The organism is Lautropia dentalis, assembly GCF_003892345.1.
GTDB classification, from domain to species: Bacteria; Pseudomonadota; Gammaproteobacteria; order Burkholderiales; family Burkholderiaceae_E; genus Lautropia; species Lautropia dentalis.
The window spans coordinates 1473351-1499874 of record NZ_RRUE01000002.1 but is presented as its reverse complement, the minus strand read 5'-3'; the positions used below and the strand labels follow the sequence as shown (position 1 = coordinate 1499874).

Genomic DNA, 26524 nt, shown 5'->3' with positions numbered 1-26524 from the left:
GCCTCACTCCCCCGGATACATCACGCCCCACTGCCGCCGCACCTCGGTCAGCACAGCCATCACTTCCTGGCTCTGGGCCAGCAGGGCGGCAGCGTCATCGCAGGCCGGGGCGGCACCCGGCACGGCAGAGGTCAGCCCAGCGGCCCGCATGGATGGTGGCAACAGCCCCTCACCTGCAGCAGCCACTGATGCCGTCCCCCGCTGCTCCGGCTCTCCTGCCTGCCCCAACCCCCCAGCCTGCCCCAGCCCCCCAGCCTTCCACCCATCCAGATAGTGCTGCATGTCCCGCACCTCGTACTGCAGCGCCTCCTCCCGCCGGCCGGCCGTCACGGTCTCGGTCCGGCCATCGTCGGTCCAGTGGATGAGGGCCGAATCGGCCCGCGGATACTCGCTGATCTCGATGTAGCCCTTCTCGCACGACACCACGCCGCGCTTGGGCTGTTTGGCAGTCAGGCTCAGCGCCATCACCACCAGCTGGCCCCGGTCGTTCTTCAGGATGATGCCCGACTGCTCATCCACCCCGGTCGGCGCCAGCTCGGCCGTGGTCAGCACCTGCGTGGGCACGGCATCCAGAAACCAGCGCGCAAAGGCGGTGGCATAAACGCCGATGTCCAGCAGCGCACCGCCCGCCAGATCCCTGCTGAAGAAGCGGCTCTCCGGGTCGAACACCCGCCAGCTGCCGAAGTTCACCTGCACCAGCCGCACCCGCCCCAGCGCCCCGCTGCCGATCAGCGCCCGCAGCTTGCGGTACAGCGGCATGTGATGGATGGTCATGGCCTCCAGCACGAGCACGTTCTTCTGCCGGGCCAGCGCGCACACCTCCGCCAGCTGCCGGCTGTTGAGGGTGATGGCCTTTTCGCACAGCACGTGTTTGCCAGCCTCAACGGCGGCCTTCATCCAGTGGTGGTGGGAATCGTGCGGGCTGGCGATGTAGATCACGTCCAGATCCGGATCACTCACCAGGGCGTCCGGCGTGGCATGCACACGCTGGATGCCATATTCCGCGGCCAGTTCCTGCGCCGTCTCTTCCCGCCGGCTGGCAATGGCCTCGATGCGGCCATTGACCGCCTGCAGCGCGGCCGCCATGCCACGCGCCGCCGCGCCTGCGCCCAGAATGCCCCAGCGCCAGTGTCCGTTGCCCATGTCCAGTATCCTCCTGATGCGATGTCTGCAGGGGTGACGGCCCTGCCCGGGCAGGGCATTCGTCCTGCCCCACCAGAACAGCCGACGCAGTAACCGGTACAGCCCGCGACCGGATCAGCCAGCCCCCGGCAGCACCCCAATGATCCTGCCATGATTCTGCCACCGCCCCGCCGACCGGGTGCCCCGGCACGATAGAATCACCCCAAACCGTGACGGGGCAAGAGAAAGGGCTTTCATCCCTGTCTTCCCGGACCTGCATGCCGCAACTGCCTCGCCCATTCCGGCAGGGCAGCCACCTGCTGCAGAAACCTGTTTTCTGCAGCCGGCCCATGCACCCGTCCAGCACCGTTCACCAACCCGCAGAACCAGACATCATCCATGCTGACCTTCCAACAGATCATCCTGCGCCTGCAGGAATACTGGGACAAACAGGGCTGTGCCCTGCTGCAGCCCTACGACATGGAGGTGGGGGCCGGTACCTTCCATACCGCCACCTTCCTGCGCGCCATCGGCCCCGAGCCCTGGCGGGCCGCCTACGTGCAACCGTCGCGCCGCCCCAAGGATGGCCGCTATGGCGAGAACCCCAACCGGCTGCAGCACTACTACCAGTACCAGGTCGTGCTCAAGCCGGCGCCGCCCGACATTCTGGATCTGTATCTCGGTTCGCTGAAGGCGCTGGGGCTGGACCCGCAGGCCAATGACATCCGCTTCGTCGAGGACGACTGGGAGTCCCCCACACTGGGCGCCTGGGGCCTGGGCTGGGAGGTCTGGCTCAACGGCATGGAGGTGACACAGTTCACCTACTTCCAGGAGGTCGGGTCGCTGAAGTGCCTGCCCACCACGGGCGAAATCACCTACGGGCTGGAACGCCTGGCCATGTACCTGCAGAAGGTGGAGAACATCTTCGACCTGCAGTGGGCGCCGGGCATCACCTACCGCGACGTGTTCCACCAGAACGAGGTGGAGCAGTCCACCTACAACTTCACGCTGGCCGATACGGCCATGCTGTTCACCCATTTCGACGACTACGAGCGCGAGGCCCGCCGCCTCATCGGGGCACAGCTGGCCCTGCCCGCCTACGAAATGGTCATGAAATGCTCGCACACCTTCAACCTGCTGGATGCGCGCGGCGCCATTTCGGTCACGGAACGTGCAGCCTACATCGGCCGGGTACGGGCACTGGCCCGCGGGGTGGCACAGGCCTATTACGAGTCCCGTGAACGCCTGGGCTTCCCGATGATCACCGCAGAGAACCACGCCAAACTGGGAGCCCGTCCATGAGCCAGCTTTCCCGACACCCTGCCCTGCTGGTCGAGCTGCAGACCGAAGAGCTGCCCCCGCACGCGCTGACCCGGCTGGCCGACAGTTTTGCCGAAGGCATCCGTTCGCGGCTGGCATCGCACCAGCTGCTGGCCGACGAGGCTGCCACACCTGCCATCTACGCCACGCCACGCCGGCTGGCGGTGCGCATTCCCGGCGTACGGGCCGAGGCCGATGCCCGTGAAATCCAGCTGAAAGGCCCGTCGGTGGCCGTGGGGCTGGATGCCAGCGGCCAGCCCACCATGGCCCTGAAGAAATGGGCCGAGAAACAGGGCGCCGATGTCTCGGCCCTCACTCGTGGCAGCGACGGCAAACAGGAGGTGTTCTTCTGGAAGAGCACGCAGCCCGGTGCCGTGCTGGCCGATGTGATCGGCGACATCATCACCGAAACGCTGGGCCAGCTGCCCATCCCGAAGGTCATGACCTACCAGCTGGCCGACGGGCTGACCACGGTCAGCTTCGTGCGCCCGGCCCATGGGCTGGTGCTGCTGCACGGCAGCGAGGTACTGCCGGCCACGGTGCTGGGTCTGCAGTCGGGCCGCACCACGGTGGGGCATCGCTTCCTGTCCAGCGGCCCCCTCGACATCCGTGACGCCGACAGCTACGCGCAGCAGCTGCGCGACGAGGGCCGTGTGGAGCCGGACCATCAGGCCCGCCGCGTGATGATCGCCAACGAACTGGCCCGGGCCGCGCAGGAAAACCAGGGCATTCTGGCCGTCAACGGCGAGGAGCAGCAGCAGGTGGCTGCGCTGCTGGACGAGGTGGCGGCCCTGGTGGAATGGCCCGCCGTATACACCGGAAAGTTCGATGCGGATTTTCTGGCGGTACCGCAGGAATGCCTGATTCTGAGCATGCGTACCAACCAGCGGTACTTTCCGCTGTTCGATGCCGGCAATACCCTGAAGAACCAGTTCCTGATCGTCTCGAACATGCGCATCGATGATCCGTCCGGCATCATCGACGGCAACGAGCGCGTGGTGCGCCCGCGTCTGGCCGATGCGCAGTTCTTCTACGACCAGGACCGCCAGCAGACGCTGGCCGACCGGCTGCCGCAGCTGGCGCAGGTGGTCTATCACGCCCGTCTGGGCACGCAGGCCGAACGCAGCACCCGCATCCAGCGGCTGGCTGCCGCCCTGGCACCGGCCACGGGCGCCAGCGCAGCCGATGCCGAACGCGCGGCCCTGCTGGCCAAGACCGACCTGCTCACCGGCATGGTGGGCGAGTTTCCCGAGCTGCAGGGCATCATGGGCCGCTACTATGCGCGCCACGACGGCGAAAGCGAGGCCGTGGCCAATGCCATTGCCGAGCACTATCAGCCCCGGTTTGCCGGCGACGCCCTGCCCGCCTCCCCCACCGGGCTGGCGCTGGCCCTGGCCGACAAGCTGGAAACGCTGGCCGGTATCTGGGGCATCGGACAGCGCCCCACCGGCGACAAGGATCCGTTCGCCCTGCGCCGCCATGCGCTGGGCGTCGTGCGCATCCTGATCGAAGGCAGGCTGCCGCTGGCCGTGCCGGCGCTGCTGGCACAGGCATTCGGCGTGTTCGACAACCTGCCGCAGCCTGCCTCCACCGCCGCTGGCGACGATGCGCAGGCTGCTGCGGCCTCCGTCCCGACGGACAGGGCAGGCAGCAAGGCCGATGCATCCTCCGGCCATCCACAAAAAGGTACCGGTGCGGACAGGGCCGGCAAGGGCGGCAAACGCAAGGCCGTCGAACCGCAGCCCTTCACCGCCGACGTGGCCGGGCTGTCGGCCTTCATCGCCGACCGGCTGCGCAGCTACCTGCGCGACCGCGGCTTTGGCGGCGCCGACATCGAGGCCGTCCTGGCCACCGGTCTGGAAAGGCTGGACCTGCTGGAGGCGCGTCTGGCCGCACTGGCCGCCTTCCGCCAGCTGCCCGCCTTTGCCTCGCTGACCGCCGCCAACAAGCGCATCGGCAACATCCTGCGCAAGTCGGCAGAGGCCGAAGGCAATAACCGGGAAGCCGGTGGCGGCACGATTTCTGCCTGCGGCAAGACCGGCAGCACCGGTACGCCAAACGGCAGTCCGTCTGGCTCCGCCCGTGTTTCACCGCCCGCCGTGGACGCCGCGCTGCTGCAGGAGCCTGCCGAGCGCGACCTGCACCAGGCACTGGTGGCCCTGCAGCCGCAGGTTGCCACCCACATGCAGCAGCAGGACTTCACGGCCGCCCTGCAGGCGCTGGCCGCCCTGCAGGCACCGGTGGATGCCTTCTTCGAGCAGGTGATGGTCAACGCCGACGACCCGGCCCTGCGTCGCAACCGTCTGGCCCTGCTGGCGCAGCTGCACACGCTGATGAACCAGGTGGCCGATCTGGCACAGCTCTGAAATGGCCAGGGAGCCACCGCACAGGTACGGCGGCCCACCGTGTCCTGCCGTCCTGTCGAATGCCCCTGTTTTCCCGCTGCTGCGGCGTGCCGCAGCAGTACCTGATGCAACCCAGACGAGGGTTTCATGTTCGCCTTCATCCGCTCCGTGCTGTTCGTGCTGATCATGGCCATCACCGTCATGGTGTGGGCCACGGCCACCGTGCTGTGCTTCTTCCTGCCGGTGCGCGTGCGCTATGCCGTGGCATCCAGCTGGCCCCGCCTGATGCTGCAGGTGGGCCGCTGGCTCTGCGGCATGCGCTGGCAGGAAACCGGCACGGAAAACCTGCCCGACGGCCCGGCCATCGTGCTGGGCAAGCACCAGTCCACCTGGGAGACCTTCTTCCTGCTCTGCCACATGCCACGGCCGGCCGCCTTCGTGTTCAAGCGTGAGCTGCTGTTCCTCCCCTTCTTCGGCTGGGCCATCGGCATGCTGGACATGATGCACATCGACCGCCGGCATGGCCGCCGCGCCTTCGAGTACATCGTGAAAAAGGCCGGCAAGCAGCTGCACGACTACGGCCGCTGGATCGTGATGTTTCCGGAAGGCACCCGCTCGCCCCCGGGCAAGCAGCAGGTCTACAAATCGGGCGGTGCCCGGCTGGCCCTGAAGAACGACACGCCCATCGTGCCGGTGGCCATCAACGCCGGCCGCTGCTGGCCCAAGCGCCCGTTCACCAAGCAGCCCGGGCTGATCACCGTGTCGTGGGGGCCGCTGATCCCCGTGGCCGGCAAGACCTCCGAGCAGATCAACCAGGAGGTGGAGCTGTGGATCGAAACGGAAATGCGCCGCATCGACCCCGACAGCTATCCGCCGGGGGATGTACCCCCCATCGTACAGGCCATGGCCGGAGAAACGCCTCCCCGGAATACGCAGGCCACGGCAAACGGCACGGCACACGGGGACGAGCCGTCACAACCACCGGAAACGGCCACCCGGCAGACGGAAGCGGCAACGGGCCCCACATCTGCTGTCACCGCAGCGCCGGCGCATGCAGATTCAGCCCCTCACGACAATGCAGGACCCACCTGAATGGGCCTGTTTTCCTGGCTGAAGCAGTCACTCAGGGGGCATGACCCGCATGATCGCGGCATACGCCCCTTTTCTTTGGATGGCAACGGTTCGTCCGCCCCTGCGCAGCGCCCGGCCCGCAGCGGCACCGGGCGCCATGCGGCACAGCATTCGCCTTCCAGGGCGCAGCCCGAGCCCCTTTCGGACAACACCACCTTGCCATCCTCCCGCCACCGTCCTTCCGGCGCCCATGCGTCTGCGTCGCCCGCCCATACCATCGTTCTCTCCCGGCTGGGCGAGCCCTTTCTGGTGCCCTACCGGGTGCGTCACTCGGCACGCGCCCGGCGGCTGGGGCTGCGCATCAACGCGCAGGGGCTGGAAGTGGTGCTGCCGCAGCGCTCGCGACTGCCGGAGGCCGACATTGCACGGGCCATTCGCGAACACGAAACCTGGGTCATTGCCAAGCTGGCCGTCTGGCAGCAGCGTGCCGAAGCGCGGGATGCCCGCCGGCCCCGCTATACCGATGGTGGCGAGATTCCGCTGCTGGGCCAGACACTCACGCTGCGCACCCAGCCCCACTCGGAACACCGCCGCAGCCAGGTACGCCAGATGGGCACCGAACTCTGGATCAGCGGCCCCGCAGCCCGCGACGATGCACAGCTGAAAAGCGCCGTGCAGGCCTGGCTGAAGAAGCAGGCCCGGCCGCTGTTTCTGGAACGCATGCAGCCCTACACGGCACGCCTTGGCCGGGCCCCCAGCAGCGTGAGCCTGAACAGCGCCCGCACCCGCTGGGGCAGCTGCAGCCGCGACGGCAGCATCCGGCTGAACTGGCGACTGATCCAGTACGACACGCCGCTGATCGACTACGTCATTGCCCACGAGCTGGCCCATCTGGTGGAACTGAACCACAGCCCCCGCTTCTGGGCGCAGCTGGAAGCCCTGATGCCCGATTACCGGGTGCACCAGAAGCGGCTGGCAAATACGCCGGATGTACTGGTGGAGGATTGAAATCCAAGCGGAGATGCATGGCCGTGGCCACAATCCCAAACAGCAGGCCGGAAGAGACACCTGACATGACAGCCTCCCTGACCATTCCCAGGTACTGGATAGTCCCCAGCGCACGCCGCCGGTATATCCTGCTTATGTGGGTGCTGCCCACACTGCTGCTGTTTTCGGGTATTACCATCCAGCTGAGCAGGAAATACGGTGACTGGGTCAACAGCACCGCAATCATGATGTTCGTCGTGAACGCAAGGTTCGCCGTTGGCCCGCGCCTCGTTCTGCGCAGGGAGGCTTCAGGCAGCGTGCAAACCAGCAGACAGTTCTCCCTGCCCGGATGGACGTTGCACGAAAAGGTGCTGGACCTCTCGGCCTATACCTCGGTAAAAACCACGCTGTGGTGCTCGACGCCCTCGCTTGAACTGTGTGGACCGGGCAGGAAAAACCTGGAAATATCCCAGTGCTGGCAGACGGGCCTCACCAGACGCCACCGCATGAGGTCGTTGCGTGCATTCCTGCGCATGGGCCGGGAGCTGGCTATCACGCTGGAAATCAGGAATGAGGGACTGCATCGCCGCGGCCAGCCCCCTGCCCGGTCCAGCCAGACTGGGGCATGAACCGGACGAGAGGATGCCCCCCCTCCGTCAGACGGCAAGGACGATACCGCGCTGTCATGCTACCTTGCATAGACCACAGCCACCTGCCGGGCAACACGGATGGAAACGCCGCCCCTGACCAGAAAACCTGCTCCATCAACCTCCAGAGAGCTGGTCATTTCCCGGCGCTGGATCAATTCCCAGGGTAAATGGATCGCGCTACTGCTCGACTTCCTGATCATACCGGTCATGATCGTCAGAGTGCTCGAGCTGAGCGGCTCGCTGACCAGCCCGCTCAACGCCACGCTGCTCATCCCCATCGTGGTGATGGTCTGGCAGTTTTCCTCACCACGTGTCCGTGTCAACGCGCAGGCGCGTCGTACCAGAAAGCTGATCCAGCAGCGCTATCTGCTGGGATTGAAATGCGGTCAGCATACACTGGATATCATCCCCTATACCCGCGTGGCTGTCTCCCTGCATGGCAGCCAGCTTTCACTGGAGCTTGAAGCACCCGGCAGGCCACCACTGACGCTGGCAAGGGCCAACCAGTATGGCTGGCTCACCAAACGGCACTTCCACAGTGACATCCGCACATTCATGCGCATGAGCCGTGAAGTCGCGCAGATCCTGCAGATCGAAGACCGGGGACTTCACCGCCATGGGAAGATATTCGACCGCAAGGCACGGACAGCTGCAACGGCAGCCTCCGGTCGAACTGGCGGCTGATCCAGTACGACACGCCACTGATCGACTACATCATTACCCACGAGCTGACCCATGGGTGTCAACGCCGATTGAAAACTGACCCAGGGTGCCGAAGTAAAGCTGAACCACAGCCCCCGCTTCTGGGCGCAGCCGAAAGCCCTGATGCCCGATGACCGGGTGCACCAGAAGCGGCGGGCCAACACGCCGGATGTGCTGGTAGAGGATTGAGGACACCTGGGGCCTGATAGGGATATGGCATCGAGGCGCCGTGCTGCGCTACCATCGGAAACGTCTGTGCCATGCGGCACGCGATGGAGCAAGGCATGGCCACACAGGTGATCATTCCCGCCAGATACTGCCCTTTCCCCCGCTGGTGGATGCTTGTATATTGCCTGGCTGGCTTTTTGCTGGCACTGGCAGGCGTACTCCTGTCCGAACCTGGCCATGCAGGTTTTCTGGTTCTCATGCTGCTCATCCTGCTGCGTGCGCCGCTCCAGACACTGGCAAACCGGAGCGAGACCATCATCGACAGCCACGCCCGGGAAAGGGGCTGGGTTCTCAGGAAAACCGGCCTGCTGGGCACAAGGCACGGACCGAAACAGGCAACAAGGGAGCTGGACATCTCTCCCTACCGCTACGCCCGGGCCACGCTCGTGGCGAACGCGCTGGGCCTCCAGCTCGACCTGGAACTGGGCGCCCCCGGTCAGCCACCGCTGCAACTGTCACAGGCAACGTACTTTTGCTTTACCCGGCAACAGCGCCGCAACATGGTCCGCACCTACCGGAACATGAGCCGCAAGGTTGCGCAGATTCTGCAGATCGAAGACAGGGGGCTGCACCGCTACGGAAACGCCCTTCGCCATACATCCCGGAGGGGGACATGACATGGCAGATCATGCCGGCCTGATATCCGCCACGATCAGCGAGACAATACCGCTCTGTCATACTACCTGCACTGAATGGAGCACAACCACCTGCCAGCCAATACGGATGCAAGCACAATCCCTGACCAGAGAACCTGCCCCGTCAACCCCCAGAGCGCTGGTCATTCCCCGGCGCTGGATGACCCCCCTGAGTAAACAGCTCATGCTGCTGATCGACTGCACGAGCACACAGCTGATGATCGCCGGGATGCTCTTGCTGGGGGTGACAGAAGGCTCTCTGACCAGCCCGATCAATATCGTTCTGCCAATCTCCATCGGGATCATGCTCCAGAATTATTTCCCGCCGCGCGTTCATGTCGATGCACAGACACGCCGTACCGGCAAGCTGATCCAGCAGCACTACCTGCTGGGGCTGAAATGCTGGCGGCGCACACTGGACATCTCCCCCTACACCCATGTCACAGTTTTTCTGTTTGGTGGCAACCTTTCGCTGGAGCTTGAAGCCCCCGGTAGGATGCCGCTGACACTGACATGGACCGGCCAGAGTGGCAGGCTCACCAAACGGCACGACCACAGTGACATCCGCACGTTCATGCGCATGAGCCGGGAGATTGCGCAAACCCTGCAGATCAGGGACCGGAAGCTGCAACGCTACAGAAGCCCCTTTCGCCGCAAGGTCCAGCAGTCCTGAGAATCACGAACCGGGCTGGTCCGGACCGGTTCCATGGCGTCTCACGCCTCGTTCATACCCACGCGGGCCCCGGGCCACCTGCTGACACGGCACATGGCAAGGCTGGCCGCCTTGCCAGACAGGGCAATACCCGCATCAGCCAGCCCCCTTCTGCAGGTCTGCCGTCATGACATCTTCCGCAACCTTCCCCTGATCGATCCGCACGATCCGCTCGGAAAGTGCAATGGTCTGCGGCCGGTGTGCAATGGACACCCGGGTCACGGGCACGGACCGGAGCGCCTGCACCACATGCAGCTCGCTTTCCAGGTCGAGGTGGCTCGTTGCCTCGTCCAGCACGATGATCTTCGGCGCCCGGTACAGCAGACGTGCCAGCAGGATGCGCTGCTTCTGACCACCGGAAATGCTCACCCCCAGCTCGGACACCAGCGTCTCATACCCCATCGCCATCGACTCGATGGTGTCGTGGATGCACGCCTGGGTGGCAGCCTGCCTGAGCCGGTCCCAGTCGACTTCCGGCTCGAAGCACGTGATGTTCTGGGCCAGCGTGCCGGCCAGCAGCTGGTCGTCCTGCATGATGACCCCCGCCATTCTGCGGATGTCATCGATGTGCAGCGTGCGGATGTTGACCCCACCAATGAACACCTCTCCGCTGACCGGGCGCAGCATCCCCGTCAGCAGCTTCAGCACCGTGGTCTTGCCGCACCCGGACGGGCCAACCACCGCCACCGACTGCCCGTCCGGGATGGTCAGCGACAGATCTTTCAGAATCCACGGGTCGTGCTCCGAATAGCGAAAGCTCACGTTTCTGAATTCGATGTCCCCCGTCAGCGACTTCAGCTGCCGGCGCTCGACCCCGAACTCCCTGTCCTCGGGCTCCTCGAGGGCTATTTCGGCAATGCGCTCGGCATGCATGCCCAGCATGCGGATGTCGATGACCAGATCGATGAATGAACTGGCCCGCTTGGTGAACTGCTCCTTGTAAGCGATGAAGGCCAGCAGCATCCCCAGCGACAGCTCCCGCGACAGCACCTGCATGCCGCCCACGTACAGCAGCGCCATCGACTCGATGCCGAAAATGAGGGTATTGACGCTGGAGAAGATCATCTTCAGCTTTTCTGTCTTCACATCCCGGTTCTGGGTGTCGGCCATCCGGTTACGCCAGTTGGACACCCGCCACGGCGTCATGCCGTACTGCTTGATGGGCACCACGGCACGAATCGATTCCAGAAAATACGAATTCTCCCGCCCAAACAGCACGATCCGTTCCTCCGAAGCATCCCGCAACGGCCGGTAGAACACAAACCGGGCAATCAGGTACAGCAGCACCGCCACCACCACGATGCCCGCGAGTTTCGGGCTGTACAGCAGCATCATCCCCAGCGTCAGGATGGTCACGGCGCCATCCATGAGACCGGAAATGGCGCCCTCGGCCAGGGTCTTGCGTATGGATTCCAGCGACTGGAAGCGTGTGGAAATATCGCCCAGCGACCGCTTGTCGAAGAACAGCCAGGGCAGACCCATCAGATGCTGGAACAGATTGGCCGCCCACTGGATGGCCAGCTGCTGGTTCAGCCGCAGGGTCATCCACCCCCGCGCCATGCGGATGAGAAACTCCACCAGCGCCAGCACACCGCCGCCCAGCACAGCCACCAGCAGCAGATCCTTGTCGGACGTGACCAGCGCGCCGTCCACCACCCATTGGGTGACCTGGGGCACCAGCAGCCCCACGATCTCCAGCCCGATGGCCATGACCAGAATGTTGGTCAGTGCCATTTTCAGGCCGACCATGGTGCCGGTCAGCTCGCGCAGCTTCACGCGCGGCGCCTTCTTGACCTTCTGGAACGAGGCATTGGGCGAAAGCTCCAGCGCAATGCCGGTGAAGTGCGGTGACACCTCCCGCAGGGACATGACGCGCTTGCCCTTGCCCGGATCGTGAATCACGACCTTCTTGCCCCTCACCCGCTCCATCACCACATAGTGGTTCATGTCCCAGTGCAGCACACAGGGAACCTGCAGCTTTTCCAGCTCTTCCAGCTCCAGCCGGACGGGACGGGCGGAGAAACCCGTGCGCTGTGCGTAGTTGATCAGCTGCGCCAGGTTGACGCCTCGCACCGACGGCGGCATTTTGCGCCGCAGCTCGGCCAGACTGACGTTGTGGCCGTACGCCGTGGCGATCATCGCCAGACAGGCAAGACCACACTCCTGATTTTCCGACTGCAGAATGCTCTGAACCTTCATCAGCTACCCATGTAGAGCGCGTCATGGGCTCATTGGCCCCCGCGCAGACACCAAAATCGTCACAAGACAGACAGTCGATGATACGGGACGGGGAAATGAGACCTGACATACGCCGCAACGAAACAGCGTCACGGCAATGTTTTGTTTCATTATTTATTTCAGGAAAACATGAAGCTTTCTGGACAAAGACCGTGTTCATGCCGACAGATGTGGCAGTACCTGCTGCACCAATCCGGTTGTCGCTCCAATCTTTTTCTCTTTTATTGGCAAAAAGACAACAAAAACCATCGCCACTTTGCACAGGAACCCCGCGAAACATGGCAGGGGTGGGTGAGATCAGGCAGCGAATTCGAACGTAAGATTCCTTCACACGTTCAGGCTAGTTCGGTCCGTTCGGTAACAAATGAACTGACAGCCATTGCGGGCGGTGATCTTGAAGATGACATCCGTACGATGTCGGCATCCTGGGGCGCCGCTGGCGGGGTACTTGGTTCTATTGCAGGAACCATCTCCAATATTTTAGGCCGTCAAGACGAGAACAAGCCATCAATTGGAGGAGGATTCGGTGGAGGGTCATGGTAAACCCGTCTTGAACGAATCGATTTTTGGCAACGTGATCAGCATGCCAAGATACACACTTTCCTTCACAAGCAAGTCAGATTGGTAAAACATCACACCAACGATTTTCAGGAAAACAAAATTAAATTCACATTTTTTAAAATCCACATCTTTCAAGGAGATGATCATGCGTGAGCTGAATCAAAACGAACTGAATACCATTGCTGGTGGTGATAGCAACCATTTCGCCAATGCGGGCTGGGATATTGGGAAAGCGCTTGGAACTATGGTCGGCATCGTGGGTGGCCCAGCAGCATCGGGAAACCCTGTCTTCACGAATGCCCTTGCAGGTTTCAAATTTGGTCTCAGGATCGATAATCTTTTGCGTCAAAAATAATCCTGTTCTGGCACCGGCATCACATCATGGATTGACGCCGCTTCGTGGCCGGGCCAACACACCCGCACGCCGGATAGGTGCTGTCCTGACCCGACTGATGGCTGAAAGGGATACATATCCCTTTCCCTGCAAAGCAGAACTGATGAGACAGACTCACATTCATGATCTGCAGCAAAGTCAATGCACCGGCAAGCGAATTTCCCGGCACGAGCTGACGCATGCCCAGAATGAATGGCCATCAGCGCCTGACATCAAAGAAGCCATCCCCCTTTGATGTCAGGCGATTTCACGTGACCTGCCCGAGCCCCGTTCACCCTGATGGCGAAATTTGTTATCCACCCCTTTCACCTTCACCTTACACCCGCTCGGCAACAGTAACGTCGCGCAACACAGAAACACTTTTCGTTGACCCACCCAAGGCAAAATAAGAAGTCGATCCGAAGGAGCACACATGGCATCACGAAAGCCCCCATTTCTTCTGGCCACCTTGCTGTCGTGCCTCCTTTGCGGAAATGCCCTGGCGTTTGGCCCGTATGAGGCCTACATGGAGGCCACATCCCACGACCCCACCTACCTGAAGGCCCGGGCCGATCATGCCGCCATTCAGGAAAACGTCAGCATCAGCCGGGCCAGCCTGCTGCCCAGCATCACGGCCGAATCCCGGAACACACCAAAGAACGCCCAGTCGATCACGGTCCGCGCGCCGTCCGAGGAGTATCTGACCTTCAAGCGGCGCTACAGCAGCCACAGTGCGTCCGTGACGCTGCAGCAGCCGCTCTTCGACCTGCGTCGCTGGAACCAGCTGAAGCAGTCGAAGGCCGCGGCAGAAGCCAGCCGGTACAACCTGATGGAAGCCTCCCAGAACCTGATGATCCGGGTTTTCGAGGCCTACATCGAGGCACTCTACGCCAAGGACCAGTACCAGATTGCCCGTTCCCAGCACGATGCCTACGCGGAAGAACTCAAGCGCAACCAGTCCGCCTATCGCATTGGCGATGCCACGCGCACGGACGTGGCCGAAACGCAGGCGCAGCTGGCGGCCTCCGAAGTAGCGCTGGAAGACGCCAACGACGCCATGCTCGTGGCCATGCAGAACCTCTCGCAGATCACCGGGAGCAAAATCTCCGGCATTGGCGCCATCGCATCCATCAAGCCCGGCTACATCGATCACCTTCCCCAGCTGAAGACGCAGGACATCGGCCACTGGAAGTCGCTCGCGCTGAACAACAACCGGCGGCTGCTCCAGGCGCGCAAGTCCGTGGAAGAGGCGCGCATTGCACGTACCAAGGCAAAATCCGAGTACGCGCCCACGGTCAGCCTGGTGGCAGATCACACCCGCAACACGCCCCGCACCGACGAAACCCTGGACCATCGCTACCGGACCAGCAGCATCGGCGTGGCGGTGAGCATACCGCTGTATTCGGGCGGGTCGACCAACGCGACCGTGCGGCAGGTGAATCATGAAATCGAGAGCCGGATGCGCAACGCCGAAGCCATCACCCACGACATCATGACCAATCTGGAGCAGAAGCACCGGCTTCTGACCAGCGGGCTTCTGCGCATCACGGCGCGGCAGCGGGCCGTCAAGGCCGCACAGACGGCGCTGACGGGCAACCGCGTTGCCGTCATCGTGGGCGACCGGGTCAACATCGACATTCTGGATGCCACCCAGCAGCTGTACTCGGCCCGCAGCGCCCTGAACCGCGCCGTCTACGACAACCTCAAGGCCATCATCTACCTGAAGTACTATGCAGGCATACTCGCGCCCTCGGACATCGAGGACATAGACAAGCTTTTCGAGGGATAACCCCCTTTTCATGAACAACGGCCTGTTCCGGGAAGAAGCGTCCACAAAACGGGGGCTTCACGACATGGGCTCGGTGTACATACACCAGCCGCCGAGCTACTACACCATATCCATCTCGATGCTGCTCGTCGTGACGGGCATCATCCTGTATGCCTACTTTGGCACCTACACCAAAAGGGCCACCGTGCACGGGCTGGTCATGCCCGAGAACGGCCTGTTCCGCGTCACCTCCCCCGCTCCCGGCCAGGTTTCGGGCATCGAGGTGCGGGAAGGCGAGCACGTCAGCAAGGGACAGCCGCTCTTCCGGATCACCAACGCCCAGATCAGCAAATCCGGCGAGACGAACGAGCAGGTCCGCAAGCAGATCAGCAAGCGCATCTCGCTCATGCAGGACCGCATCGAGCGCTCTGCGGCCAATCACGACCGCGAGAAGGAACTCATCGAACAGCGGCTGGAGGCCATGACTTCCGAAATATCCCAGCTGGAGCACGAGCTGCAGATCCTCGGCCAGCGGGAGGAAATCGCCCTTTCCCAGAAGGAGCGCATCGGCAAGCAGGCCAAAAAGGGCTTTGCCTCGCTGTCCAGGCTGGGGCAGGCCGAGTCCGAGCTGCTGGACCTGAGCCGGCAGAAGCTCACGGCAGAGCGGGAGATATCGTCACTGCACCGCGAAAAATCGTCCCTGTACTCGTCCATGGTGGACATCACCAACCGCCACCAGAGCCAGCAGACGGAATCCGAAAACTCGCTGGCCTCGCTGCGCCAGGAGCTGGCAGAACTCGATGTCCGGCAGGAGTCGATCACATCAGCCCCCTTCAATGGCACGGTCACCGGCGTACACGCGCGGGAAGGCACGACGGTCACGACCTCCTCCCTGCTGGCCAGCCTGATACCGGACAACGCAAAACTCACCGCCTACCTGTACGTGGCAGAGAGCAAGGCCGCCTTTCTGGCAAAGGGACAGAAAGTCCGGATCCGGCTCGATGCCTACCCCTACCAGAAGTACGGCATGGTCACGGGGTCCGTCACGGCCGTGACCCAAAGCCCCTACGCCATTACGGAGCTGCCCGCACACGTGGCCACCGCGGTGCAGAGCGACAACGAGAACCAGAGCCTGTACTACCAGGCCAGGGTCGAGCTGGATTCACAGAGCATTCGCGCCAATGGCGAAGACACGAAGCTCAAGGCGGGCATGATTTTCGAGGCGGATGTGATGCAGGAAAAACGGCGCCTCTACGAATGGGTGCTGGAGCCGATCTACTCGATGACGGGCAAGTTCTGAGTCGCTCCCACCAGAGCATCCGCCAGTGCATACCACGCCTCGGCCGGAATCTGCTCCGGCCGCTGGCTAAGGTCCGTCAGCGGCATCAGCCGCGGATCGGCCGAAGCCGCCCGTTCCAGCGAAAATGCCGGATACTGCTGGGCCAGCCAGCTTCCCAGCGTGCCACGCAGCATCTTGCGCCGCTGGGCATAGGCGGCCAACAGGGCGGCTTGCAGCGGCGCAGTGGCGGTGGTGACGGGCTGCGCCCGGGGCACCATGCGCACCACGCTGGAATCCACCTTCGGCGGCGGGTCGAAGGCATCGGGCGGCACGTCGAACAGTTTGGCCACGTGGTAGTGGTTCTGCAGAAACACCGTCAGCCGCCCCATGTCACTGCCGGGCGCAGCCACGATGCGGTCCACCACCTCCTTCTGCAGCATGAAATGCTGGTCTTCCACGCGGTCGGCCACGGCAATCAGGTGCAGCAGCAATGGACTGGAAATGTTGTAGGGCAGATTGCCCACGATGCGCAGTTTGTGCGCACGGCTGGCTGCCGCTGCCCTTGCCGCTGGCATGCCGGTGGCTGCCGCCCTTGCTACTGCCGAAGTGCCGGAGTCCACTTCCCCCTTTCCTGCTGGCATGCCGGCATTTGCCCCGTCGTCCCCCGGCGCCGCTGCGCCTGGCAGGCTGCCGCCACCGGTTCCATCCGCCAGCGCAGCAAAATCCACCTGCAGCACGTCCTGCTGCACCAGCGTGAGTGCATCGCCAAACAGGGCCTGCAGGCGCGGTGCCAGGTCCCGGTCGATTTCGATGACGGTGATGTGCCCAGCCTGGGCAATCAGCGGGGCGGTGAGCACACCGGTGCCGGGGCCGATTTCGATCAGCCGGTCACCGGGCTTCGGGGCAATGGCCCGGACGATGGCGTCGATGTATGCGCGGTCGGCCAGAAAATGCTGGCCAAAGCGCTTGCGCGGGATGACACCGCCGGGCCGTTTTTCACGGCCGGCCTGCGCCCGATGATGGGGGGACCTGTTTTTCATGGGCCGATGCTTCACTCAAACGGGCGTCATCACGCCATCATCACGCCGCCGCCACCACGGCCACCACGCTACAACCATCAGGCCGACAGCACGCGCTGGATGCGTGCCGTGCATTTGCAGAACCATCACGACCCGCTCCGGACCGCGGTTTCTCCCCGGGCCGCGGCATCGTTGCGGGCGGCGGCATCGCTCTTGTGGCGATATTCCACATAGGTGCGGTCGCGCAGCTCGCGCAGCCACTGGTTGTAGGCATCGCCCCCCTTGGCCTCGCGCAGCTTGTGGCGGGCGGCGTTGCGCAGGCGTTCGGGCGATTCGGTGTCGGTGCGCCGGCCCAGCACCTGTACGAGGTGCACGCCGAACTGGGTGCGAACCGGCTCGCTGATCTCGCCGTCGTGCAGGCCCTGCAGGGCCTGTTCGAATTCGGGCACCGTCTCGCCCGGATACAGCCAGCCCAGATCACCCCCTTTGCTGGCCGAGCTGTCGCTGGAAAAGTCTTTTGCCAGGGTGGCGAAGTCGGCCTTGCCGGCCTCCACGTCACGCTTGAAGAGCGACAGCCGCCGTTCGGCCTCGGCCTCGCTTTCGGGGGACGAAACCGGCAGCAGGATGTGGCGGGCGTGGATGAGTTCCACGGTGCTGGCAGCCGCATCGGCGCGTTTGTCCTGCAGCTTCAGGATGTGAAAGCCGGCCGGGCTGCGGATCGGGTCGGTCACGTCGCCCGGTTTCATGGTCCGCAGGGCGTCGGCAAACAGGCCGGGCAGCTGTTCGGCCTTGCGCCAGCCGATCTCGCCACCGCCGGCCGCATCACCGGCATCGGAGCTGTTCTGGGCCAGAGAGGCGAAGTCCTCGCCCTTGCGTGCCCTGGCCACGAGGTCGGCGGCGCGCTTCTGCTGGCGTTCGACGGTCTTTGCGTCGGCATTTTCGGGCAGCTTGACGAGAATCTGGCGCACGTCGTATTCGGGCTGGGCCACCTTGCCGCTCTTGGCCAGCTCGGCATCGATCTCGCCCTCGGAGATGGTGACGTTGCTGGCGGTTTCACGCTCGCGCAGGCGGGCCGCGACGATTTCCGCCACCAGCTGGCGGCGGAAGGCATCGAAGGTGACGCCCTCGCCTCTCAGCCGCTCTTCGAGCTGCTGGGTGGACAGGCCGTTGTTCTGGGCCACGTCGGCCACGGCACGGTCCACTTCGGCGGCGGAGGGCTTGAGGCCGTAGTCGTCGGCGTACTGCTCCTGGGCCAGCTGCAGGATCATCTGCTCCAGCACCTGCCGGCGCAGCTCGTCGGGGGCCGGGGTGGGCGCGCCAGGGGTGGCGGCCATGCGTCCTTCGATGAGGTGCATCTGGGCCTGCAGCTCGCTTTCGGTGATCACCCCCTGGTTGACCACGGCCACGATGCCATCCAGCGGCTGGGTGCCATCGGCCGGCCGGTCGGCATCCGCATCGTCAGGGGTGCTGCTGCCGGACGAACTGCCACCGAACAGGCCGGACGTGCCATTGCCCGCCGGAGAGGACAGGCCGCCGCCATATCCGCCGCTGCCGGGCGACGAGGGCGATGCCCCGGCCTCGCCTCCGGCACCCGGTACGCGCAGCCCCTGGGCGTGGGCCATCAGCGGCAGGCACACCAGGGCAGACAGCAGGGCTCGGGAAAGGACGGTCAGTGCCGGCTTGCCGGCGGCAGTTTTTCTCATGGGGTGTCGACTCATGGCGTGGCCAGCCGGGCCGTGCCGGCTGGCGTCATTCATATCCGTAATAGCGCACCGCCGGTGCGAGGTTGTTGTCGGGCAGGCTGTAGCCGGGAATGTTGCGGGTCAATATACCAAACGGATCCTGCCCGAAGTGGCCAAGCCCGCGCAGATCGAACTGGACATAGCCGACCGTGGACGTTTTGTGGGTGGTGGTGACGAAGCGGTGTGCCACCACGCGCACGGCCCAGCAGTCCTCGGCGTACTCCACGCCCAGCAGCCCCTCGACCAGCCCCGGTTTGGTGGTGGCCGTGCTGGCGTTGGCAGGATTCTGCTTCAGGAAGGAATAGTTGATGCGGCCCAGCGCCGTCCAGTTGCTGGCAATGGGCCAGGCCAGCGAGGTGTCCCACTGGGCGTATTCCTTGGACTGGTAGCGCACACCGGCATTGAACAGCTTGCGGCCACCGGGGCGGTAGCGGTAGCTGAGGTTGAGGCGCGGCACACGGCGGTCCTTGATGGCGTACTGCACCCCGGCGTTGACGCTGTGGCCGCCCCGGAAGTCGCCCCCCGCGGCCAGCAGGATGTCGGAGCGGCGGTCCACCCGCACCGGCTGGCCGGGAATGGTCACGTCCTGGCTGGAGAAGTAGAAGCGCTCGGCCACGGCCAGGCGCAGGCGCTCGACCCCGGTGGCCGATTCGATCTGCCGGCTGACCAGGGCGGCGGTGAGGTGGTCGGCATCGGCAATGCGGTCGTGGCCGGTGAAGGAGTTCTCGCTGAAGAGCTGGGCAAAGCTGAGGTCGGTGGCCGCGCTGTCGAAGACGGGAACGTCATCCTGGTTGCGGTACGGCGTGCGCACGTAGAAGAGGCGCGGCTCGAGCGTCTGCGTGGTGGCCTCGCCCAGCCAGCGGCTGTCGCGCTCCAGCACGATGCCCGAATCGACCGAGAAGGTGGGCAGCACGCGCGACATCGAGCGGCCGGTGGTGGATTCGCGGTTGAGCGAATAGTAGCTGGCGTGCAGGCCCAGCTTGGGAGTGACGAACCAGCCGCCGCCCTGGATGGGGTAGCTGATCTGCGGGTTGACGACCATCCGCGCACCCTCCACGGCCCCGGGACGCGGGTTGCGGAACTGGGTCAGGTCCACCAGCGTGGTGAGGTCGAAGCCGTCGAGATCCACCTTGTTGTTGGTGAACTGCAGCTGCGGCACCTTCTCGTACGGGGGCGCCAGGCGCGCCTCCAGGATGTTCTGGTAGCGGATGCCACGCACCATCATGTTCCAGTCGCCCATGCTGCGGGTGAAGTACATCTCGCGCGGCAGCGAGCGCTCGGAGGCGTCGATCAGGGTGTTGGAGTAGTCGACGAAATAGTTGTCGTCGGACACGCCCTGCAGGTTCCAGGCCCCGTTCCAGCCCAGAACACGGGAGAAGATCCCCGTGGATTCGTAGGAGTGGCGGGCATGTTTGGTGTCGCTGTCGCGCGGGATGTAGTCGAGCCGCACGTTGCCCTGGGCCGGCCGCGTGAGGAAGCGGAATTCGTTGCCCAGCCGGATGCCGCGCCGGGTGGTGATCTGCGGCGAGACGGTCAGGTCGTAGTTGGGTGCCAGGTTGAAGTAGTACGGCGCAGTGACGCCCAGGCCCGAGCGCGAGTTGATCGACACGGTGGGGAACAGAAAGCCGCTCTGCCGGGCGTCGTTGAGCGGAAACATCACCACCGGCATGCGCAGCAGGGTGTGGTCACGCACCTTGAAGCGGGCGTCCTTGCCATAGCCCCGGGCCCGTTCGAGGTCGAGGTCCAGCTGCCGGGCCTCCAGCCGCCAGGCCTCGTTGTCGGGCTTGCAGCTGGTAAAGCTGCCGTTGAAGAGCTGCATGAGCTTGCTGCCCTCGAAGTCGATGCGGTTGGCCTGGCCCCGCACACCCACGGTGGTGAGGTCGTAGGTGGGCGATTCGAAGCTGCCCTTGCCGCTGTCGAGCTGCAGCTGCAGGCGCGGACCGGCCACCCGGGTGCCGGCCTGTTCGATGGTCACATCCCCCACGGCATCGACCCGCTGCAGGTCGCGCCAGTACTCGATGCGCCGGGCCGACAGCGAGGTGCCGATCTTGCGCAGCTCGGCCTCCCCCTCGAAGATGGTGACCGGGCCGTTCTGCGTGGGCTGGGTGGTCATGCGCTGCGAACTGCCGAAGACGGGCAGCTCGCGTTTTTCCTGCGTGGTGAGCGGCAGGTCCAGCGCCGGCGCCAGCTGCAGGTCGACCGGCTGGTCGACGGGCTGGCGGGGCGCCCCGGCACGCCCGCCCCGGCGGCTCTGGGACGCGACCTGCCCCCTGCCGGTACCGTCTGCATCGGCCGCCCAGCTTCGGGCAGGCCAGGCACTGGCAAGCGCGGCCGAGACGGCAAGGGCCAGCGCGGTCATACGGAAAGTGCAGTCTGGAAGCGACACAGGCACGATGGCTCCGGTGGGTTACGGCAGAAGAAAGGGGTGGGATTGTCTATTATAGGGAGCACGCTGCAGCGCAGTGGCCCGGCTTTCTGCCCCGGATGAAAATTCGTGTGGTCTGCCAGTCGCCGCGCACAGGAACCGTTGTCTGCGTACTGCATGCGGGCGATCAGCACAGCCTGCAGCACGCGGCGGCCTGCGCCATGATGGCTGACGTGTCTGCCTTTCTGCACCAGTTCAGCCATGGTTCCGACGTCTTTTTCCCATCACCCCCTCCCTGCCGATGCCCGACACGCCTGCCTCCCCCGCCTCCTCCAATGCATCCCCCGCCCGTGACGGGCGCCTGCAGGCACTGAAGACCTGGCTGGCCGGGCTGCCGGCCACGTACGGACTGGACATCGCCTCGCTGGCCCCCGCCTCCAGCGATGCCAGCTTCCGGCGCTACTTCCGGCTGACCGCCACTTCGCCACAGGGCAGCCTGATCGTCATGGACGCCCCGCCGCCACAGGAAGACTGCCGCCCCTTCGTGCACGCCGACCAGGTGTTCGGTGCGGCCGGTCTGACGGTGCCGGGCGTGCTGGAGGCCGATGTGGCGCAGGGTTTTCTGCTGCTGGGCGATCTGGGCAACCAGACCTACCTGTCGGTGCTGGATGCACAGACGGCGCCGCGCCTGTACGGTGCCGCCAGCGAGGCGCTGGTGAAGCTGCAGCTGGCCAGCCAGCCCGGCGTCTTTCCCGAGTACGACCGGGCACTGCTGCTGCGCGAGCTGATGCTGTATCCGGACTGGTACATCAGCCGCCACAAGGGCATCACGCTGACGGAGAAGGAACGGCAGGTGCTGAACGACGGCTTCGACAGGATTCTGGCCAATGTGCTGGCCCAGCCGCAGGTGTATGTGCACCGCGACTGGCACAGCCGCAACCTGATGGTGCTGGACGAACCCCGCCTGCCCGGCGTGCTGGATTTTCAGGATGCCGTGTATGGGCCGATGACCTACGATCTGGTGTCGATCCTGCGCGATGCCTACATCCGCTGGGACGAGGAACAGGTGCTGGACTGGTGCATCCGCCACTGGGAGCACGCACGCGCCGCCGGACTGCCGGTGCCGGCCGATTTCAGCGATTTCTACCGCGATTTCGAATGGATGGGCATCCAGCGCCACCTGAAGGTGCTGGGCATCTTTGCACGCCTGAACTACCGCGACGGCAAGGCGGCCTACCTGAACGACATGCCGCTGGTGGCGCATTATGTGCACGTGGCACTGCGCCGCTATGACGAGCTGGCACCGCTGTGCCGGCTGTTCGAGAAAATCGAGGGCATTTCAGCCGATCATCGTTATACATTCTGAGCAGGTATCCGCATGAAAGCCATGCTGCTGGCTGCGGGGCGCGGCGAACGGATGCGCCCCCTCACCGACCACACCCCCAAACCGCTGCTGAAGGCGGGCGGCAAGCCACTGATCGTCTGGCATCTGGAAAAACTGGCGGCCGCCGGATTCAGGGAAGTGGTCATCAATCACGCATGGCTGGGCGAGCAGATTCCGGAGGCCCTGGGAGATGGCTCGGCCTTCGGTCTGCGGCTGCAGTATTCGGCCGAGGCCGAGGCACTGGAAACCGCCGGCGGCATTGCCCGGGCGCTGCCGCTGCTCACCGAGGGTGAGCCCGCCAATGCGCCCTTTGCGGTGATCAGCAGCGACGTGTGGAGCGATGCCGGTTACGACCAGCTGGTCGCAGCCGCCAAACGGCTGGACGGCAACGACGCCGACTGCTGGTGCCTGATGGTGGACAACCCGCCCCATCATCCACGGGGCGATTTTCTGCTGGACGATGGCCGGCTGCACCTGCTGCCCAATGCCGGCACCACGGCCACCGGCGTCACCTATGCGGGCATCGGCGTGTTCTCGCCCGCCATGTTCAGCCACATGGCCGACGGCATGCGTGCGCCCCTGCGGCCGCTGCTGGAACTGGCCATCGAGACGGGCCACGCACTGGGCACACGCCACACGGGGCGCTGGTTCGACATCGGCACGCCGGAGCGGCTGGCCGAGCTGGACCGGCTGCTGGCAGCCTGAAGGCCCATCCACACGAAAACCCACCCAACACACAGGTGGGTTTCCTGGGGTACCCCCCAGCCGTACGCTGCCGGTGGTGCCCTGCCTGCACGCCGCAGATGCCAGCGCAGGGATGGGATGAGTCCACCACACGCGCTGAGACAACCTGGAGACCACAAACCATGCATGTACGGATCGAAGGTACCGGGCCGGTGGCACTGGCCACGGCCCTCTGGATGGTACGCGCCGGCATTCCCGCGCAGCAGATCGCCCTGCCCCTGAACCGGCAGGCCACCAGCATCCTGCCGGCCGATGCCCCCCGGCGCGCACTGGCGCTGTCGGAAGGATCCCGGCAACTGCTGGCACGGCTCATTCCGCTGCCACCGGCCGGGCAGATCGACACGGTGGAAATCTTCCAGGGCGGCCGCAGTGGTCACACCACCATCCGCCAGACCGATTTTCCGCTGCCGGCCCTGGGCTGGGTGGTGGTATGGGAAGAGCTGATCGGACGATTGCACGAGGCGGCGGAACGCCACGCCTTCGCCTCGCCGGACGATCCGGCCTTTGCCTACCCGGACCTGCGGGTGCACGCCGGTGGCATGCCGCCGCCCGACCAGCGGGATGCCAGCGCCTTCGATGTCCGCGACAGCGGTCAGGCGGGGCTGCTGTTCGAGGTGCAGGTGAACGGCACGCAACGCACGGCCTTCGAATGCTTTCGGCCAAACGGCCCGCTGGCACTGCTGCCTGCCCCCACGCTGGCGCCCGGGGCACTCGCCGGCAGTACCGCCGCGGATTCTGCTGCGGCTGCGGCGGGCGTCGCGCCCTCTGCAGCCAGCATGCACGCTGCACCCGGCACACCCGCTGCGGGCAGCGCGGCTGGTGCACCCGCCACGCGCACGGCCGGCACACGCTACACGGTGGTCTGGAGCGACGCGGCCCCCGAAAGCCGGCGGCGGGCAGCACTGTCCACCGACGCGCTGACGCTCGAGCTGCGCGAGGCACTGCGCCAGACCCTGGGGGCGCGACACTGGCACCGGCACCGGGAGCACTTCGGGTCACTGCAGGTGGTCACACCGGCCGTGGCCGTGCCCCTGCCCCGGACGAGCCGGCACAACATCGTGGCGCCCGACGAGGTGTGGATCGGCAACGCCGCACAGGCGCTGCATCCGGTGGCCGGCCAGGGGCTGAACCTGGGGCTGCGCGATGCGTTCACGCTGGCCCAGTGCCTGGGCGATGCCTGGGCCAGTCTGCAGGCGGGCACGCAAGCGCCCACGTCATCCGGTTCCACGACGGCGCACGTTCCGGACACGGATACAGGCGAAACGACATGCGGGGCCACCATGCCGGATGCAGCCGTACAGGGGCCAAACACACAGGGGCCAGCCGTGCCCGGCCCGGCAGTGGACCGGGCGCTGCAGGCCTACGCGCAGGCCCGCCGCCGCGACCGCACCCTCACCATCCAGGGCACCGACCTGCTGGCCCACAGCTTTGGCTGGCCCATCGCCAGCCGGGTGCAGTCGGCACTGCTGGGTGCCATGCACGTGGCACCCGCCCTGCGCATGCCGCTGGCCCGGGCGCTGGTGTTCGGGCACCGGCAGCCGCTGCAGGCCCGGCGGGCGGGCTCTCCGGGGTGAACAGGTCCATAATAGGGCTTGGGTGCCGTGGCCGGGGTGTGTCATGAACGCAGTCGTCCCCGGGCGGGTGACTCCGGCTTGCCGTCGATAGTGCCGGCGTGTCGGGCATGGCCTTCGTCCCCGGACGGCAGCCTGCGGCCGTCTGCTGACAGGGCGCCCTGCGCAGCGGGGTCGACCGAAGGCTGACCGAAAAATCACCCTGCACGCAGACCTGCCGCCGCGCTTGCGGTATCATCGCGCCCCCGCCTGCTGCTCGCGCGGGGCAGGCCAGCCGCCCACAGGGGCCGTCCTGCCCTTTCCGGCTGCCCATCCCCGCGCCTTCTGCGCGCTTTTGCCCGTTTTCGCCGGCACGCCCGCTGCGTGCCTCTTCCTGCGTCATGTCGTCCCTGTCCGCCCACCCTGCATCCCGCCAGCCCGCGCCGCTGCACATCGGCCCGTATGCGCTGCCGCACCGTGCACTGGTGGCTCCCATGGCCGGCGTGACCGACCGGCCGTACCGCCAGCTGTGCAAGCGGCTGGGGGCCGGTTATGCGGTATCGGAAATGGCGGCGTCCAACCCGCAGCTCTGGCACAGCGTCAAGACGGCCCGCCGCATCGACCATGCCGGCGAAATGGAACCGAAGGCCGTGCAGATCGCCGGGGCAGATCCGGCCATGATGGCCGAGGCCGCCCGCTTCAACGTGGAGCGCGGTGCGCAGATCATCGACATCAACATGGGCTGTCCGGTCAAGAAGGTCTGCAACGTGTTTGCCGGCTCCGCCCTGATGGGCAACGAGCCGCTGGCCGTGCGGATCATCGAGGCGGTGGTCAGTGCCGTGCCGGTGCCGGTCACCGTCAAGATGCGCACCGGGGTGGACCCGGACCACCGCAACGCCGTGCAGCTGGCCCGTGCCGCCGAATCGGCCGGCGCCGTGATGATCACCGTGCATGGCCGCAGCCGGGCCTGCCGCTACCATGGGCCGGTGGACTACGCCACCATCGGCGAGGTCAAGGCGGCCGTGCGCATTCCGGTGGTGGCCAATGGCGACATCGATTCCCCCGAAAAGGCCCGTGACGTACTGGCGCAGACCGGTGCCGACGCGGTGATGATCGGTCGTGCCGCCCAGGGCCGGCCGTGGATCTTCCGCGAGGTGGACCATTTTCTGGCCCACGGCACGCATCTGCCCGCCCCCACGTGGCGCGAGGTGCGCGATGTGCTGCTGGCGCATCTGGACGATCACTACCGTTTCTACGGAGAATTCACCGGCGTGCGCTCGGCCCGCAAGCACATCGCCTGGTATCTGCAGGCGCTGGCGGGCAGCCGTCCGGACGCAGCCACCGAGGCGCTGCGTCAAGCCATCAACACCTGTGAGCAGGCCGACGAACAGGTTCGTCTGCTCGAACGCTACTTCGCCGATCGCGCGCCCTGCCTGGACAACGGCATCGATCAGGGAGACACCCAAGCATCATGAACAAACCCCCGATGACCCTGCAGGAAGCCGTGACCCTCAACCTCGAAAAATACTTCGAGGATCTGGACAACACGCAACCCGGCCTGATCTACGCCATGGTCCTGTCGGCCGTGGAGAAACCCATGCTCGAAGTGGTGATGCGCCACGCAGGCGGCAACCAGCTGCGTGCCTCGGCCATGCTCGGCATCAATCGCAACACACTGCGCAAGAAGCTCTCGACCTACGGTCTGCTCAACAGCCAAGGAGGAAACTGA

23 protein-coding genes are annotated in these 26524 nt (G+C 65.1%); 18 read left to right on the top strand and 5 right to left on the bottom strand.

What is annotated here, in order from left to right; all coding sequences use genetic code 11:
* Window positions 1-3 precede the first annotated feature (3 nt).
* Window positions 4-1143, bottom strand: coding sequence for a Gfo/Idh/MocA family protein (locus tag EHV23_RS16425; protein ID WP_125096624.1), 1140 nt, complete (start codon window positions 1141-1143; stop codon window positions 4-6).
* Between the two features lie 378 nt (window positions 1144-1521).
* On the opposite strand from EHV23_RS16425, the gene glyQ reads away from it, so the two are divergent.
* From glyQ to EHV23_RS14055, 9 genes are all read left to right on the top strand, one after another.
* Window positions 1522-2424 carry a glycine--tRNA ligase subunit alpha gene (gene glyQ, locus EHV23_RS14095; RefSeq protein WP_125096623.1) on the top strand — a complete coding sequence of 301 codons (903 nt, stop codon included), beginning with the start codon at window positions 1522-1524 and terminating at the stop codon, window positions 2422-2424.
* On the top strand, window positions 2421-4808 hold the full coding sequence (gene glyS, locus EHV23_RS14090) for a glycine--tRNA ligase subunit beta (protein WP_125096622.1): 2388 nt from the start codon (window positions 2421-2423) through the stop codon (window positions 4806-4808). The genes glyQ and glyS overlap by 4 nt, the downstream gene beginning before the upstream one ends.
* 126 nt (window positions 4809-4934) lie before the next feature.
* Window positions 4935-5879, top strand: a complete 945-nt coding sequence (locus tag EHV23_RS14085) for a lysophospholipid acyltransferase family protein (RefSeq protein WP_238990468.1) — start codon at window positions 4935-4937, stop codon at window positions 5877-5879.
* The gene (locus tag EHV23_RS14080; protein ID WP_125096621.1) at window positions 5880-6866 is read left to right on the top strand and encodes a M48 family metallopeptidase; all 987 of its coding nucleotides are present in this window, start codon (window positions 5880-5882) and stop codon (window positions 6864-6866) included.
* 65 nt (window positions 6867-6931) lie between these two features.
* A complete protein-coding gene (locus EHV23_RS14075; protein ID WP_125096620.1) occupies window positions 6932-7474 on the top strand; it encodes a hypothetical protein in 543 nt (180 codons plus the stop codon).
* 99 nt (window positions 7475-7573) lie between these two features.
* Complete coding sequence (locus EHV23_RS14070; RefSeq protein ID WP_125096619.1) at window positions 7574-8179, top strand: hypothetical protein; 606 nt, start codon at window positions 7574-7576, stop codon at window positions 8177-8179.
* On the top strand, window positions 8122-8331 hold the full coding sequence (locus EHV23_RS16680) for a M48 metallopeptidase family protein (RefSeq protein WP_125096889.1): 210 nt from the start codon (window positions 8122-8124) through the stop codon (window positions 8329-8331). The genes EHV23_RS14070 and EHV23_RS16680 overlap by 58 nt, the downstream gene beginning before the upstream one ends.
* A gap of 291 nt (window positions 8332-8622) precedes the next feature.
* Entirely contained in the window at window positions 8623-9042 is a 420-nt protein-coding gene (locus tag EHV23_RS14060; RefSeq protein ID WP_125096618.1) for a hypothetical protein, read from the top strand.
* A 202-nt stretch (window positions 9043-9244) separates the two neighbouring features.
* Window positions 9245-9733, top strand: a complete 489-nt coding sequence (locus EHV23_RS14055; RefSeq protein ID WP_125096617.1) for a hypothetical protein — start codon at window positions 9245-9247, stop codon at window positions 9731-9733.
* Window positions 9734-9868: 135 nt separating this feature from the next.
* Here EHV23_RS14055 and EHV23_RS14050 read toward each other — a convergent pair whose 3' ends face one another.
* The gene (locus EHV23_RS14050) at window positions 9869-11971 is read right to left on the bottom strand and encodes a peptidase domain-containing ABC transporter (RefSeq protein ID WP_125096616.1); all 2103 of its coding nucleotides are present in this window, start codon (window positions 11969-11971) and stop codon (window positions 9869-9871) included.
* Between the two features lie 168 nt (window positions 11972-12139).
* Between EHV23_RS14050 and EHV23_RS14045 the strand changes: the two genes are divergently transcribed.
* The 4 genes from EHV23_RS14045 to EHV23_RS14030 all read left to right on the top strand — a co-directional run bounded on the left by EHV23_RS14045 (window position 12140) and on the right by EHV23_RS14030 (window position 16012).
* Window positions 12140-12553, top strand: a complete 414-nt coding sequence (locus EHV23_RS14045) for a hypothetical protein (RefSeq protein WP_125096615.1) — start codon at window positions 12140-12142, stop codon at window positions 12551-12553.
* 163 nt (window positions 12554-12716) lie between these two features.
* Window positions 12717-12926, top strand: a complete 210-nt coding sequence (locus EHV23_RS14040; RefSeq protein WP_125096614.1) for a hypothetical protein — start codon at window positions 12717-12719, stop codon at window positions 12924-12926.
* A gap of 544 nt (window positions 12927-13470) precedes the next feature.
* Window positions 13471-14733: a TolC family outer membrane protein gene (locus EHV23_RS14035; protein WP_158615991.1), complete on the top strand. Its 1263-nt coding sequence runs from the start codon at window positions 13471-13473 to the stop codon at window positions 14731-14733.
* Between the two features lie 10 nt (window positions 14734-14743).
* The gene (locus EHV23_RS14030) at window positions 14744-16012 is read left to right on the top strand and encodes an HlyD family secretion protein (protein ID WP_125096612.1); all 1269 of its coding nucleotides are present in this window, start codon (window positions 14744-14746) and stop codon (window positions 16010-16012) included.
* On the opposite strand, the gene EHV23_RS14025 is transcribed toward EHV23_RS14030, so the two are convergent.
* From EHV23_RS14025 to EHV23_RS14015, 3 genes are all read right to left on the bottom strand, one after another.
* On the bottom strand, window positions 15988-17031 hold the full coding sequence (locus EHV23_RS14025; protein ID WP_125096611.1) for a ribosomal RNA small subunit methyltransferase A: 1044 nt from the start codon (window positions 17029-17031) through the stop codon (window positions 15988-15990). The genes EHV23_RS14030 and EHV23_RS14025 overlap by 25 nt on opposite strands.
* Before the next feature lie 125 nt (window positions 17032-17156).
* A complete protein-coding gene (locus tag EHV23_RS14020) occupies window positions 17157-18713 on the bottom strand; it encodes a peptidylprolyl isomerase (protein ID WP_125096610.1) in 1557 nt (518 codons plus the stop codon).
* 46 nt (window positions 18714-18759) lie between these two features.
* Complete coding sequence (locus EHV23_RS14015; protein ID WP_125096609.1) at window positions 18760-21111, bottom strand: LPS-assembly protein LptD; 2352 nt, start codon at window positions 21109-21111, stop codon at window positions 18760-18762.
* 307 nt (window positions 21112-21418) lie between these two features.
* On the opposite strand from EHV23_RS14015, the gene EHV23_RS14010 reads away from it, so the two are divergent.
* From EHV23_RS14010 to EHV23_RS13990, 5 genes are all read left to right on the top strand, one after another.
* Complete coding sequence (locus EHV23_RS14010; protein ID WP_125096608.1) at window positions 21419-22483, top strand: aminoglycoside phosphotransferase family protein; 1065 nt, start codon at window positions 21419-21421, stop codon at window positions 22481-22483.
* Window positions 22484-22495: 12 nt separating this feature from the next.
* Complete coding sequence (gene murU, locus EHV23_RS14005; protein WP_125096607.1) at window positions 22496-23206, top strand: N-acetylmuramate alpha-1-phosphate uridylyltransferase MurU; 711 nt, start codon at window positions 22496-22498, stop codon at window positions 23204-23206.
* Between the two features lie 161 nt (window positions 23207-23367).
* Window positions 23368-24819 (top strand): Rossmann-fold NAD(P)-binding domain-containing protein, encoded by a 1452-nt coding sequence (locus EHV23_RS14000; protein ID WP_125096606.1) that lies wholly within the window; start codon window positions 23368-23370, stop codon window positions 24817-24819.
* Window positions 24820-25241: 422 nt separating this feature from the next.
* The gene (dusB, locus tag EHV23_RS13995) at window positions 25242-26270 is read left to right on the top strand and encodes a tRNA dihydrouridine synthase DusB (protein ID WP_125096888.1); all 1029 of its coding nucleotides are present in this window, start codon (window positions 25242-25244) and stop codon (window positions 26268-26270) included.
* Window positions 26267-26524 (top strand): helix-turn-helix domain-containing protein, encoded by a 258-nt coding sequence (locus EHV23_RS13990; protein ID WP_125096605.1) that lies wholly within the window; start codon window positions 26267-26269, stop codon window positions 26522-26524. Before dusB ends, EHV23_RS13990 begins: the two co-directional genes overlap by 4 nt.